This window comes from Roseovarius bejariae, assembly GCF_009669325.1.
GTDB classification, from domain to species: domain Bacteria; phylum Pseudomonadota; class Alphaproteobacteria; order Rhodobacterales; family Rhodobacteraceae; genus Roseovarius; species Roseovarius bejariae.
In genome coordinates, this window is sequence record NZ_SZWE01000001.1 from 1,002,905 (window position 1) to 1,015,825 (window position 12,921).

Here is a 12,921-nt window from a genome sequence, read left to right on the forward strand (position 1 = left end):
ACAGAACAAAGGCCCCGGTGGGGACCGGGGCCTTTGGCGTGGCTTTACAAAGCCTTGGCGTGGTGTGTCGCGCTAGTTGGTTATGATCTCCGGCCCCATGAAGGTATTGGGCAGGATGGTCGAGATCCAGGGCACATAGGTGATCAGGATCAGGAACACGAAGAGCACCGCAAGGAAGGGCAGCGCGGCACGCACCACGCCCATCATCGGCATCCCCGCCACGCCCGAAGTGACGAAGAGATTGAGGCCCACCGGCGGGGTGATCATGCCGATTTCCATGTTGACCACCATGATGATACCCAGGTGAATCGGATCGATCCCCAGTTCGATCGCGATGGGAAACACCAGCGGTGCCACGATGACCAGCAGGCCCGATGGCTCCATGAATTGCCCACCGATGAGCAGGATCACGTTGACAATCACGAGGAACATCACCGGCCCGAAGCCCGCCGAGAGCATCGCCGAGGCGATTTGCTGCGGGATTTGTTCATCGGTCAGCACGTGCTTGAGGATGAGCGCGTTGGCGATGACGAAAAGCAGCGTCACCGTCAGCTTGCCGGCCTCGAACAACGTGTGCTTGGTATCGGGGTGGAAGAACGCCGTGATCAGGGCCTGCGGCTTTTTGAAAAGCGATGTGTTGCGCCCCTCGCCCTCGGTCGCCAGTGGGCCCATGTCCTTGTAGACGAAGCTGGCGATGAAGAAGGCATAGACAGCGGCCACGGCGGCGGCCTCGGTCGGGGTGAAGATACCGCCGTAAATGCCGCCAAGGATGATCACGATCAGGAACAGCCCCCACCCGGCCTCGCGCCCCGAGGCCCAGATTTCTCCCCAGCCTTGCCATTCGCCCTTGGGCATGTTGCGCAGGCGCGCCATGATGTAGATCGTGGTCATCAGCATCAGCCCGGCCAGCAATCCGGGAATGACCCCGGCCAAGAACATGCGCCCGACCGATACCTCGACCGCCGCGGCATAGACCACCATCACGATCGACGGCGGAATGAGAATCCCGAGCGTGCCCGCGTTGGCAATGACACCGGCGGCAAAGTCGCGGGTATAGCCCACCTGTCGCATCCCCGCGATGACGATGGAGCCAATGGCGACCACCGTGGCCGGGGACGAGCCGGACAGCGCGGCAAAAAGCATGCAGGCAAAGACCCCTGCAATCGCCAGCCCGCCATGCAGGTGCCCCACGCAGGCGATGGAAAACCGGATGATCCTCTGCGCCACGCCGCCGGTTGTCATGAAGCTGGACGCGAGGATGAAAAAGGGGATCGCCAGAAGGGTGAAATGCCCTTCGAAGGCTTCAAAAAGCGTTTGCGCGATGGAAGCCAGCGAGCTTTCCGAGAACCACAGAAGGAAAAGCGTGGACGACAGGCCCAGCGAAACCGCGATCGGCACACCGACCAACAGCAGGCCGACGACCATGACAAAGAGAAGGACCACTTCCATCAGTTTTGCCCTCCGTTGTCTTGTGCCTGGCCTGCGCGGGCCTCGTTCAAGTCGTCTTCGACCTCGTGGCTGGCCACGAGACGATCAGCCTGACCACTCAGGATGCGCAGGGCCGCCTGTGTAAAGCGGAAGACCAGCAGCGCCATGGAGACGGGCAGCACGATATAGGGAATGGCCTTGGGAATCTTCTCGTAGCTTTCGCCGTAGTTCAGCAGGTCTTCGAGAAAGCGCAGGGGGGCCACCATCGGGATGTCCTGCACCTCGTACCAGCCCTGTCCGCGGGCATTCCAATCGAACCCGGTTGGGAACCAGCGGCCCGTGGTGGGGGGCAGCTCGGCGAAGACGGCCCAGTAGTCATAAGCCCCCTTGAGCAGCAGGAGCGAGAACACCAGGCAGCAGCCCACCGAGAACAGGCCCATCGCCTTGCGCACCGGTGGAGCCACCATGTTGACAATGGCATCGACGCCAAGATGGGCGTGTTTCTTGACCGCATAGGAGGCGCCCAGAAGCACCAGCCAGCCGAACATGAACACGGTCAGTTCGAGTGCCCAAAGAATGTTTGAATTGAACAGGTATCGGGCGACGACATTGGCGAAGGTCACCACCGTCATCAGGCCCAGAAGCGCGGCGATGATCGTTTCCTCGATCCTGTCGCCGAATGTGCGTGCGGTTTGCATCTGTCCCCCTCCCGCGGATTGGGTGTGAAAAGGGCGGGCCCATTGCCACAGGCCCGCCCTGAATGCATCGGCGTCAGGTGACGCGCCCGCGATTTACATGCTGGCGTTGATCTCTTGCGCCGCGTCGATGTTTTCCTGGCCGACGTCACCCTTGAACTGCTCCCAGACGGGCTTCATGGTTTCGACCCATTTGGCACGCTGATCGGCGTTCAGCTGGCGCACTTCGCCACCGGCGTCGATGATCGCCTGCTTGGCCTCCTGGTTGACCTTGGCCGACTCGCTGTTGCGGGTGGTGGTCACCTCGTCGAGGATGGTTAGGAATTGCTCGCGCACGTCCTCATCCAGACCATTGAGCCAGTCGATGTTGGTCACGACGAGATAGTCGATGATGCCGTGGTTGGTCTCGGTGATACCGTCCTGCACCTCGAAGAACTTCTTGCCGTAGATGTTGGACCAGGTGTTTTCCTGCCCGTCCACAACGCCCTGTTGCAGCGCGCCGTAAACTTCGGAGAAGGCCATTTTCTGCGGGCTGCCGCCGATGGCTTCCATTTGGGCAACCAGCACGTCAGAGGATTGCACGCGGAACTTGAGGCCATTGGCATCCGACGGTTCGATCAGCGGCACGTTGGCCGACATCTGTTTCATGCCGTTGTGCCAGTAGGCCAGGCCTTGCAGGCCGCGGCGCTGCATGGAGTCCAGAAGCGCCTGACCGTTGTCGGAGGCCTGGAAGGCGTCCACGGCGTTGATGTCCTTGAACATGAACGGCAGGTCGAAGAGGCGGAATTTCTTGGTGAACTTCTCGAACTTCGACAGCGAGGGCGCGGCGAGCTGCACGTCGCCCTGAAGCATGGCTTCGAGCACCTTGTTGTCGTTGTAGAGGGTGGAGTTCGGGAAGACCTCCATGCACATCTTGCCGTCCATTTCCTCGTTCACACGCTTTTCCAGCAGCGAGGCGGCAATGCCCTTGGGGTGCTTGTCGGTGTTGGTAACGTGGCTGAACTTGACGACGATTTCGCCATCATCACAGGCGGCGGAAACGGCGGTGGCCGAAACGCTCATGGCCAGGGCCGCGGCAGCTGCGGTCAGGAATTTCATATTTGTCTCCTCCCATATCTTGAGACGTTGTAATCAGCGCCCTTTCGGCGCGACGCACAGAGATTTTCGCATGGCGGCTATTCGCTCAAGGCATAGCGATGAAAAAATGGGGAGTTTATAAAAAGCATTTATTTACAATGACATACCCGCACTGCAATTGGGCCTGAGTGATGCTGCGAGGCGGCATTGTGCGGGATACCGCACGGGGATTGGCCGGCTTGTGCGAAAACCCGCACAGCACACCCCGAGGATTTACGGGGCGAATCTGCGATCAGGCGGATTTGCGACCCGGATGGATGGTTGCCACGCCAACCCCCGCAACCACCAGCCCGACAGCAATCAGGTCAACCCCAAGAACATTGCCCGCGTCCAGCCCGCTGAGCGCCATCATCACAAGTCCACCACATGTCATGAGTGCGCCGAACATGGCCTGCCACGGCCCGGGCAGGTTGGCGCCGGTGGCGCGGCTGCCTGCCTCGAACCGGACGAAGGCCAGCACAAGGGGGATGAGCAAGATCGCATAAATCGCCAGCCACAGGGGGCGCATGGCCCACCATGCGCCACTGCCGGGTTCCAGCCCCAGACCGAGACCGCCCAAGCCCTGCACCGCGACCACGACGGCGACGATCAGGGCCGTCATATGCCAAAGATAGATCGTCATGATCATCTGGTTGAGCAGGATCACCCAAGCCCATGGCCGGGCATGACGCAGCCATGCCGAAGCGGGGCCAGTGAGCAGAAGAATAGCGCCCACCTGTACGCTTCCCACGGCCAGCATCGCGGTTGTCGGCGGTCTCGTGTTGGACATCTCGGCCCCCGGGACGCTGACCATGGCGACGGGAAAGCCGAAGTGCACGATCAGGGCGTAAAGCCACGCGGCCCCGAGCGCGATGAAGGCCAAGGCCCATGATTTGGGCCGCTTGGCTTGTTGCCACCAATAGCCCAGCTGGTGCATTCCGAGCCAGACAAAGCCATAGTTCGCCCAGCGCAGCCATTGTTGATCAAGGCCAAAGGCGATGGAGTCCACGGCAATGGCCCCGGCAAAGAGCAAGCCCACGGACCACATGCCAAGCCGCTCCCAAAGGCGGTAGGACAGCGGCACGGCCATTGTGATCATTATGTAGACGGCCAGAAACCAGATCGGCACAAGTGCGGCCTGCGAGGCCGCGCCGATGAGATCGGGCGAGACATCGAGGCGGGTGGCGACAAAAGCCGCCGCCGCCCAGACCAGCACCACCGGCACCGTGGGTTTCAGCAGCCGCGCCAGACGGGTGGCCGCCCATGTGCGCGCCTTTTCGGGGTCGCGCCGGGCAGAGGCCCAGGACAGGCCGTTGGAAAAGCCCCCCACGAAGAAGAACACCGGCATGACCTGAAACAGCCATGTGACGTAGTGGGTCCAGCGTTGTTGGGACAGCAGGATGGTCAGATCGGCCTTTCCGTCACGCATGACGGCAGCCACCAAAAGCCAATGCCCCAAGATGACGAAGAGGATCGCGATAGCGCGATAGAGATCCACGGCGCGGTTACGGTTTTCGGGGGTACGCTCGGCGGCCCAGCGGGCAGCGGCGAGCATACCCTTGGGCATTGGATCGGGGGTGGAAACCATGATGCTTGTGACCTGTCTGCTCGATCTGCGGCGGCCTTGGGGGTGCCTGTGGTTGTTTTTTGTGAATTGATACTATCAGGACGGCAGCCGTGGGCCAAGAATATGATAATTTTGGGGTGGCGGGCGTCAGCGGCGGAAGTCCTCGGGCTTCAGGCCATAGCGCGCCAGTTTGTCGTAGAAGGTCTTGCGCGGCAGTTTGAGGGCCTTGGCGGCCTCGGAGGCGCGGCCGTTCTGGCGGCCAAGCGCGGCGGCCAGCAGGGACCGTTCGACACGGGCCAGTTGTTCGGCAAGGCCCAGTTCGGCGGCCCCTTGGGTTTCTTCGGGCATGCCGAGGGTAAAGCGCATGGCCGCCGACATGAGGGAGCGGGCATTCCCCGGCCAGTCCTGCGCCATGAGCGCCGAAAGGTGATCGGGCGGAATTTCCGGCGTCGGCAGGCCCGCCTGCTCGGCGGCCTGCGCCACGTAATGGCGAAAGAGCACCGGGATATCCTCGGGCCGTTCGGACAGCGCGGGAATGCGAACCGGCATGACATCGAGGCGATAGTATAGCTCGGCGTTGAAGCGTCCGTCTTGTGCAGCGGCGGACAGATCGGCGGTGGTGCCGGCGATGACGCGCGCCGTGCCGCCGGCCTCGAGCCGTTCCAGTAGGCTGTATTGCGCATCGCCGGGCAGCGCGGCGATTTCATCAAGAAACAGGCTGCCGCCCTGTGCGGAGGCAAGCGTTTCGTCAAGCGCGGCGGCGTCCAGCGTGGCAGCGGGGCGTTTGACGAATGGACCGGAGGCATTGGGCGTCATGAGGTGGATCACCTCGGCCACCTTCGAGACCCCCGCGCCGGGCGGGCCGGTGACCAAGGCTTCGGTTCCCATGCGAGCGACGGCGCGGACGCGGGTGCGCAGATCCTCGGCCAGTTGCGAGGTGCCGAACAGCATCCGCGCCGCCGGGTCGCCGGTTTCCAACTGGGTTTTCAGGCGGCGGTTCTCCAGCACCAGAGCGCGGGTTTGCAGGGCGCGGTGCAGCACCGGCAGAAGGTCATCGGGGGCGCAGGGTTTTTCGAGGAAGTCGAAGGCCCCCTGCCCCATGGCCTCGACCGCCATGGGAATGTCGCCCTCGCCCGTCAGCAGGATCACCGGCAGGTCGGGGTCGAGCCCGTGGGCATGGTTCAGCAAGTAAAACCCATCGCGGCCGGGCATGCGGATGTCCGACAGGATCACCCCCGCGAAATCGCGGGTGATGTGATCCTTGGCCTCGATGAAAGAGCCGCAGGGCACGGTGCTGAGGTCATTAAGGTCCAGCGTTTGGGTGAGGGCCTCGCGCACGGCGGCGTCATCATCGACCAGCAGGATCTTGGTGGGGGTCTGGCTCATGCGGCGTCCTTTGCGGGGCTGGTTCGTGGCGCGCGTTCCAGTTCGATGCGGAAGATGGCGCCGCCATCGGGGGCGTTACGCCCCTTGATGTCGCCCCCGAAGCTTTGCACCAGACCATAAGAGATCGACAGGCCAAGGCCCATCCCTTCGGTGCTGCCGACCTCCTTGGTCGAGTAGAAGGGATCGAAGATTTTCTCGGGCTCGTCGATGCCGGGGCCGGTGTCGCGCACTTCGACGATCACCGGGTTGGCGGCATCGACCGTGAGGGTGATTTCCTTGGTCGGGCTATGCGACATGGCGTCGGCGGCGTTGGACATCAGGTTGATAAGCACCTGCCCCAGCCGGACCTCGCCGCCCATGACATAGACGGGCGCGTCGGGCGGTGTCCAATGAACGGTAACGCCATCGGATTTGAGGCGCGCGCCCGAGAGTTCGAGGGCCTGTTCGATAACGGTGACGATATCGACACGGGCCACCGGCTCGCTTTCCTGTTTGGCGAAGGCACGCAGGTTGCGGATGATCCGGGCCATGCGGGCGGCAAGCGCCGAGATGCGGCCAAGGTTTTCGCTGGCTTTCTCGGGCTTGTCACGGTCAAGGAACTGCGCGCCGTTGTCGGCGAATTGGCGGATCGCCATGAGCGGTTGATTAAGCTCGTGACTGATGCCTGCCGAGATCTGGCCGAGGGCCGAAAGCTTGCCCGCCTGAACCAGATCGTCCTGCGCTTTTTTCAGGGCCGCTTCGGCCTCGTGCCGCTCATGAATTTCGCGCCGCAGGGCGCGGTTGGTCGTGGTCAGTTCGTAGGTGCGTTCGGTGACCCGTTGTTCAAGCTGCGCATTGGCGCGGGCCAGGGTGCGGCGGCGTTCGGTGATTTGCAGGATGACCGCACCGAAGGCGAGGCAGATGACGGCAAACATCAGGCTTTGCAGGACGGCAAGGCGGCGGGCCGGGGCGACGTCGATCAGCGCGTGACCGGTCATGCCGATGACAGGCAGGTTTTGCGTGAGGTGCAGGGCGCGTTTGGGCAGGTAATCGCCCCAGTCCATTTGCCAGACTTCATGGCCAGCGATGTCATGTGCGGTAAAGTCAGGCGCGGGCATGCCTTGGGGGCGATACCCCGGCCCCGCATCACGCGCCTGCCAGAAAAGGAGTTCGGAGCGGTTGGAGACGAAGATTTGCTCTTCTTGCTCGGTAAAGAACACCGGCGGCTGACCGCCGATCCAGTCCCATTCCAGCTCTGCTATATCGACCAGCACGATCAGCGCGGCGCGCACGAGGCCATCGGCGGCAAAGGCAGGGGCGGCGTAGATATAGGCCCTCTGGCCTTGGCGGCCCAAGCGGCCGTAGCCCACGCCGAGCGCCCCTTGGGTCGCCCGGATGAAGGCCTCGTTCTGCGCAAGATCCCGGGGGGTGTCGCCCGCTTGCGCGAGGATGCGGCCACTGGCATCGGCATAGGCAAGCCCCATGGCGCCGGTTTTATCGGCCGCTTCAAGGAGCAAGGCACGGGCGGCCTGTGCATCGCGCCCGGCGGAAACGCGGGCAAGCGTGGGGTGCTCGGCCATCAGAACGGCGAGTTCCTGATAGCGGCGGAGTTGCCCGGTGAAGCGGTCGGAGGCAAGCGCGAGGTCGGCGCGGCCTTGTTTTTCCAACTGGTGCAGGGCCTGTCCGTAGCCATAGCGCCACAGACCGGCGGCGCAGATCGCGACGGCGGCGAGGAAAAGGGCGATGACCACGATGCGCAGGCGAGACTCGGCTGTCATGGCGAGGGTTTTAGCAATGCTTGCCGGGGCTTGACCAGTTTTTCGGTTTGTCCGGTTCACGCCGCGGGCAACGTGACGGTAAAGCGGCTGCCCTGCCCCGGGGTGGAGGTGGCCGAAATCTCGCCCCCGGCGCGGGCCACCAGCCGTTGACTGATCGACAGGCCAAGGCCGGTACCTTCGGCCTGCTTGGTGGTGAAGAACGGATCGAAGATGCGTTTGAGGACATCCGCCGCGATGCCGCGCCCGGTGTCGTTAACTTCTATGGTGACTGTATCCCCGCTATCCCAGACCGAAATGCCAAGTCGCCCGCCCCCGGGCATGGCGTGGACGGCGTTGATGATCAGGTTCACCATGACCTGCTGTAATTCGGTGCGCGACATTGCCACCTGCCGGTCGCTTTGCAAATCGGTCGTGACCTCGACGCCCGCTTTCTCGGTCTGGTGCGCGGTGAGGACGAGGCAATCGCGGACCACGTCGGCGGGACAGGTCAGGGCGTCTTCGCCCGAATACTCCTCGGGGCGCGCGAATTGCAGGAGTTTCGAAACGATGGCGCCGATGCGGTAGACCTGATCGTCGATCAGGGTGAACTCGGTCTTGACCTTCTCGGCCTCGGCCTCGGCCAGAAGGCTGCGGGCGACATCGAGGTTGCCTTGGATCACCGCCATGGGGTTGTTGATTTCATGGGCGACGCTGGCGGTGATTTCGCCCACGGTGGCGAGTTTTTCCGACATGATCAGCTGTTCGGTGGTGTCTTCGAGTTTGCGGTTGGCCTCGCGCAGGTCACGGGTGCGGTCCTCGACCTTGCGTTCAAGGCTTTCGGCCCAGTCGCGGAGTTGTTTGTCACGTTCCTGCACCTGATCGAGCAGGTCATCGAGGTGGCCCGCCACCTGCGCGATTTCACCGCTGTCACCCGTCGGACCGTTGCGGGCGGTCAGGTCGCCGCCTTCGACCCGGGCGATGGTTTTGGTCATGGATTCCAGCGGGCCGAAGATGCGCCCGGCCCAGCGCAGGAAGATGGGAATCGATAGCGCGGCAATGGCCAGAAAGATCAGGCCCATCGTGAGGGCCGAGCGTGTCTTGGCCTCGCGGAAGGGGGTTTCGAGGAAACCGACATAGAGCATTCCAACGCGCTTGCCGAAGCTGTCGGTAATGGGTTGGTAGGCCGAGATATACCAATCGTTGACGACGAAGGCACGGTCCAGCCACGTGCGACCCTCGCCCAGAACCCGTGCGCGCACCTCGGCGGACACGCGGGTGCCCAGCGCGCGAACGCCCTCGAACAGGCGAACGTTGGTGGACACGCGCACATCATCCAGAAACAGCGTCGCGGTGCCTTGGCTGCCATCGGGGAGGCTTCGATCACGGTAGACAAGGTTGTTGATCGTATCGATGAACCCGAGGTTGCGATTCAACAAAAGCCCCCCCACCAACGCACCGGGGCGACCATCCGGCAAGGTGACGGGGGCGGCGGAGTGGATCACCATGCCACGGTCTTCGATTGTGCGGGTGGTGGGCACGGCGGCGCGGGTTGGCACGAGTTGGATTGCGGCTTGCTGGCCAAGGCCGAGATCGAGGGCAGTCAGGGTCTTTTGCCCCATGATGTCCACCACGCTGCCCCATTGCCCCTTGTTCAGGGCGGATTGGACCACGGGCCAATCGGTGGGATGCAGGTCACCGGGCCCCGTGCTGCCATCGGTGAGATAGAGAAAATCCAAGCCCAGTGCGCGGCGCTGCGTACGCAAGCGCGCGCGGCGGGCGGCGGGGCGGTCCATCACGTCGCGCAGGGCGGCGGACTTGGCGAAGGCATCCAGACGCTCGCCCGAGTTTTCCAGCAGGCGTTGCAGGTATTGGTCGGCGATTGTCAGGTCGCCGTTGACCTTGGTGATCAGAAGGTCATCCACCCGCCCGGTCCAGCGTAGCATGGCACTTCCCAGCAGAAGCGGCATCAGCACCAGCATCGGCAAGAGCGCGATCACCAGAAGGCGCATTCGCACGGATCGGAAGAGAGGGCGGAAAAGCGTCATGGGGCGCATAATGCCCCATGTTGCGCCGGGTTAAAGGGTTTTTTGCCGACGTCAGTCGCCGTCTGATCCGGTCACCAGCTCTGACAGGTCCCGGGCCGCCGAGCGCATTTCGTCGAGATAACCCAAGGCCTGGTCGATCTTGATACGTTGCGTGGGGGCATGGAAGGCCAAGGTGGCCATGAGCCTGTCATTCTGGTCCAGAATGGGAACCGCCAGTGCAATCATGTCGGACATGAATTCCTCGCGGTCCAGCGAATAGCCCTGTTTGCGGATTTCCCGGATTTCTTCAAGCAGGGCATCGTGATCCGTGAGGGTGTTCGGGGTGCGCGCCGTGAGCTCGGTATTTTCGAGGTATTTGATCACATGGCTGCGGGCCAAGGTGCTGAGATACATCTTGCCGCTGGCGGTGCAGTAGAAGGGCACGCGGGTCCCGATGGGAAGCTGAATGCGCAGGGGCCATTCGGTTTCGACCCGTTCGAGATAGGCCATCGCGTCGCGTTCGGGCATGGCGATATTGCAGGTTTCACCGATCTGCCGACTCAGGCGTTTGAGGATCGCCTGCCGGACCGAGCGGATGCGCCGGGACGAAATGATCCCGCTGGCCATGGTGCGCAGGCGCGGGCCGGGCGAATAGGCCCGCCCGTCGAGGTCACGCTGGAGGAAGCCTTCTTCCTCCAGCGTGCTGAACAGGCGGTGAATGGTGGGCTTGGGCAGGCCGAGTTCTGCATTGACCTCGGTCGGGGTGACGGGAACACCGGCGCGGGCGATCTCTTCGATCACCATGAGCAACCGAAGGTTGGTCGGTATCGTTGCCGTCTTGTCGTCACCCATGAGTCACCCGCACTTATCTATTCGGTAGCAAAGCTGTCGATAGCTCAGGCACGAGGGCCACTACAAGCCAGACCGAGATGAGTGCGACCAAATAAGGCACGGTGTACTTCAAAAGCCTGAAATATGGGACACCCGTCACCCCCGAGGCCACATAGAGGTTCAGGCCATAGGGGGGCGTGATGAACCCGATGGAGGCCCCGACAAGGAAGATCACGGCGAATTGCACCGGCTCGACCCCGACGGAATGGGCAATGGGGGCCAGAATGGGCGCAAGGATGATCGTCACCGGCAGGCTTTCCAGCACCATGCCCGAGACGAAAACGATCGCCATGGAGGTGAACAGAACCGCATGGTAGCCGCCCATCGAGGTCACAAAACCGCCGATCGCCTCCTGAGCGCCGAGAACCGACAGGATTTGCTGCATCACCACGGAAACCGCAATGAGCGGGGCAAGGATGCCCGTAATCTGGGCCGAGCGCATGGTGATAGACGGTAGTTCCAGTGGACTGAAGCCCTGAACGACAAGCATGCTGGCCACGGATTTTTCGGACAGGTCGGCATCCTTCTTGCCGCCCATCAGTTTGTGAATGGGCAGGCACAGGAAACCGACGATCACGCAGAAGCCCACGGTTACGCCCGCGGCCTCGGTGGGTGAGAACTTGCCGGTGTAGATCCCCCACAGGACAAGGCCGATGGCAAAGAAGCCAAGCCATGCGCCAAGCGCGGTCTTGATCACCCGCAGCGGGCTGAGGGCAATCAGGTAGCCCCAGCCGTTGCGCCAGCAGATGAGGAAGCAGGCAAACATCATGCCACCCACCATCAGCGACCCAGGGATGATCCCGGCCACGAACAGGTCCGAAATCGGGAGGTTGAGGAGGAACCCGTAGACGATGAAGATGATGGAGGGCGGGATGATGATGCCCACCGTGCCCCCGGCTGCCGCCGTGGCCGCCGAAAAGCGTTCGTCATAGCCGCCCTTGACCATTTCAGGGTGCAGCATGGAGCCGATTGTGGCCGTGGTGGCCGAGTTCGACCCCGAGATCGCGGCGAACAGCCCGCAGGCCCCCAGCGAGGCCATGGCCAGCCCGCCGCGTATCCAGCCAAGGCAGGCATAGGCGAAATCCGAAAGGCGCCGTGCGATGCCGGAGCGGTTGATCAGGTCGCCGGTGAGGATGAAAAGCGGCATCGCCAGCAGGGCGAAGCCATCGGTAAAGACATCCGCCAGTGCCGCGCCGATATTGTCGAGCGGCAGCCCCAACAGGAATGACATGCCGATCACCCAGTAACCGATCACGAGGAACACCGGCACGCCGAGCATGAACAGGATGGTGACGCCAACAGAAATGGCGGTGATAATTGTTGTATCGCTCATGTCAGTCGCCCCCGATGACGGCTTGTTTGATCAAAGGTGCGCCCGTGCGGAAGTTGCGCAGGTCGATGATGAGGTTTTCCAGAACGCGGGCCACCAGCATGGTAAAGGCCATCGGCACGGCGATCAGGAACCACCATTGCATAATATTGTCGGTGCCAAGCATGATCTGGAAGTTCGAGGCCGAGTTCGCCGCAACGCGGCTTGAGGTGACGACGACGATCCATGCAAAGCCGGTCCAGAGAGCGGCATCCAGCAGAAGACAGGCCATTTGCCCGCGCCGCCCCATGGCGCTGCGAAACTCGGCGAAGGCCAGGTGCGTGCGAAGCTGGACGTTATAGGTACAGCCGAACCACGTCATGATGAGAAACAGGAAAGGCGGCAGGGTGGTTGACCACGGGGCCTGTTCAGAGAGCACGAAGCGGCGAAACACCTCGACAAAGATGATGCCGCCGATGGCAAGGTACGAGACCACCATGACCGTCTTTTCGAAGTTGCGTTCGATCCAGGGCACAAAGTGATAGACCACCAACAGTAATGCAGCGGACGCCAGCATCGCGATCAGGCCCAGTGGCCAGATTGCGGGTTGGCGCATCGCCTCGCTCAACATCCATGAATCGCCCGCAGCTAGGGCGCTCAGGATCTCTCCCGTCCCCTGAAACCAGCCAGTCATTCCCAGTCCTCCCTTTGGGTCGCCGTATGTCATGGCGGTCTTTCGCGCCGCCTGTGGACTCGGGCCGCCCGCAAG

The 12,921-nt window shown here is 62.6% G+C and carries 10 protein-coding genes; all 10 read right to left on the bottom strand.

The features are described 5' to 3' along the window. Positions 1 to 72: 72 nt before the first annotated feature. The 10 genes from FDP25_RS04745 to FDP25_RS04790 all read right to left on the bottom strand — a co-directional run bounded on the left by FDP25_RS04745 (position 73) and on the right by FDP25_RS04790 (position 12,846). The gene (locus tag FDP25_RS04745) at positions 73 to 1,449 is read right to left on the bottom strand and encodes a TRAP transporter large permease (protein WP_154149428.1); all 1,377 of its coding nucleotides are present in this window, start codon (positions 1,447 to 1,449) and stop codon (positions 73 to 75) included. Beyond that, entirely contained in the window at positions 1,449 to 2,126 is a 678-nt protein-coding gene (locus FDP25_RS04750; RefSeq protein ID WP_154149430.1) for a TRAP transporter small permease, read from the bottom strand. Before FDP25_RS04750 ends, FDP25_RS04745 begins: the two co-directional genes overlap by 1 nt. A 93-nt stretch (positions 2,127 to 2,219) precedes the next feature. Then, positions 2,220 to 3,221 carry a DctP family TRAP transporter solute-binding subunit gene (locus FDP25_RS04755; RefSeq protein WP_154149432.1) on the bottom strand — a complete coding sequence of 334 codons (1,002 nt, stop codon included), beginning with the start codon at positions 3,219 to 3,221 and terminating at the stop codon, positions 2,220 to 2,222. Between the two features lie 271 nt (positions 3,222 to 3,492). Beyond that, positions 3,493 to 4,827: an acyltransferase family protein gene (locus FDP25_RS04760; protein ID WP_154149434.1), complete on the bottom strand. Its 1,335-nt coding sequence runs from the start codon at positions 4,825 to 4,827 to the stop codon at positions 3,493 to 3,495. 126 nt (positions 4,828 to 4,953) lie between these two features. Then, positions 4,954 to 6,192: a sigma-54-dependent transcriptional regulator gene (locus FDP25_RS04765; protein ID WP_154149436.1), complete on the bottom strand. Its 1,239-nt coding sequence runs from the start codon at positions 6,190 to 6,192 to the stop codon at positions 4,954 to 4,956. Then, positions 6,189 to 7,949, bottom strand: a complete 1,761-nt coding sequence (locus tag FDP25_RS04770; RefSeq protein ID WP_154149438.1) for a sensor histidine kinase — start codon at positions 7,947 to 7,949, stop codon at positions 6,189 to 6,191. Before FDP25_RS04770 ends, FDP25_RS04765 begins: the two co-directional genes overlap by 4 nt. A gap of 56 nt (positions 7,950 to 8,005) precedes the next feature. Then, positions 8,006 to 9,937: a sensor histidine kinase gene (locus tag FDP25_RS04775; protein ID WP_246175761.1), complete on the bottom strand. Its 1,932-nt coding sequence runs from the start codon at positions 9,935 to 9,937 to the stop codon at positions 8,006 to 8,008. A gap of 87 nt (positions 9,938 to 10,024) precedes the next feature. Next, the gene (locus FDP25_RS04780) at positions 10,025 to 10,804 is read right to left on the bottom strand and encodes an IclR family transcriptional regulator (protein WP_154149442.1); all 780 of its coding nucleotides are present in this window, start codon (positions 10,802 to 10,804) and stop codon (positions 10,025 to 10,027) included. Positions 10,805 to 10,817: 13 nt separating this feature from the next. Further along, complete coding sequence (locus FDP25_RS04785; RefSeq protein ID WP_154149444.1) at positions 10,818 to 12,176, bottom strand: TRAP transporter large permease; 1,359 nt, start codon at positions 12,174 to 12,176, stop codon at positions 10,818 to 10,820. Between the two features lies 1 nt (position 12,177). Beyond that, a complete protein-coding gene (locus tag FDP25_RS04790; protein ID WP_154149446.1) occupies positions 12,178 to 12,846 on the bottom strand; it encodes a TRAP transporter small permease in 669 nt (222 codons plus the stop codon). Between the last annotated feature and the right edge of the window lie 75 nt (positions 12,847 to 12,921).

Bases quoted from the DNA above. Each gene is read 5' to 3' on its own strand.
- FDP25_RS04785 (WP_154149444.1), bottom strand. From the start codon at position 12,176: ATGAGCGATACAACAATTATCACCGCCATTTCTGTTGGCGTCACCATC.
- FDP25_RS04775 (WP_246175761.1), bottom strand. From the start codon at position 9,937: ATGCGCCTTCTGGTGATCGCGCTCTTGCCGATGCTGGTGCTGATGCCG.
- FDP25_RS04750 (WP_154149430.1), bottom strand. From the start codon at position 2,126: ATGCAAACCGCACGCACATTCGGCGACAGGATCGAGGAAACGATCATC.
- FDP25_RS04790 (WP_154149446.1), bottom strand. From the start codon at position 12,846: ATGACTGGCTGGTTTCAGGGGACGGGAGAGATCCTGAGCGCCCTAGCT.
- FDP25_RS04765 (WP_154149436.1), bottom strand. From the start codon at position 6,192: ATGAGCCAGACCCCCACCAAGATCCTGCTGGTCGATGATGACGCCGCC.
- FDP25_RS04755 (WP_154149432.1), bottom strand. From the start codon at position 3,221: ATGAAATTCCTGACCGCAGCTGCCGCGGCCCTGGCCATGAGCGTTTCG.
- FDP25_RS04760 (WP_154149434.1), bottom strand. From the start codon at position 4,827: ATGGTTTCCACCCCCGATCCAATGCCCAAGGGTATGCTCGCCGCTGCC.
- FDP25_RS04745 (WP_154149428.1), bottom strand. From the start codon at position 1,449: ATGGAAGTGGTCCTTCTCTTTGTCATGGTCGTCGGCCTGCTGTTGGTC.
- FDP25_RS04780 (WP_154149442.1), bottom strand. From the start codon at position 10,804: ATGGGTGACGACAAGACGGCAACGATACCGACCAACCTTCGGTTGCTC.
- FDP25_RS04770 (WP_154149438.1), bottom strand. From the start codon at position 7,949: ATGACAGCCGAGTCTCGCCTGCGCATCGTGGTCATCGCCCTTTTCCTC.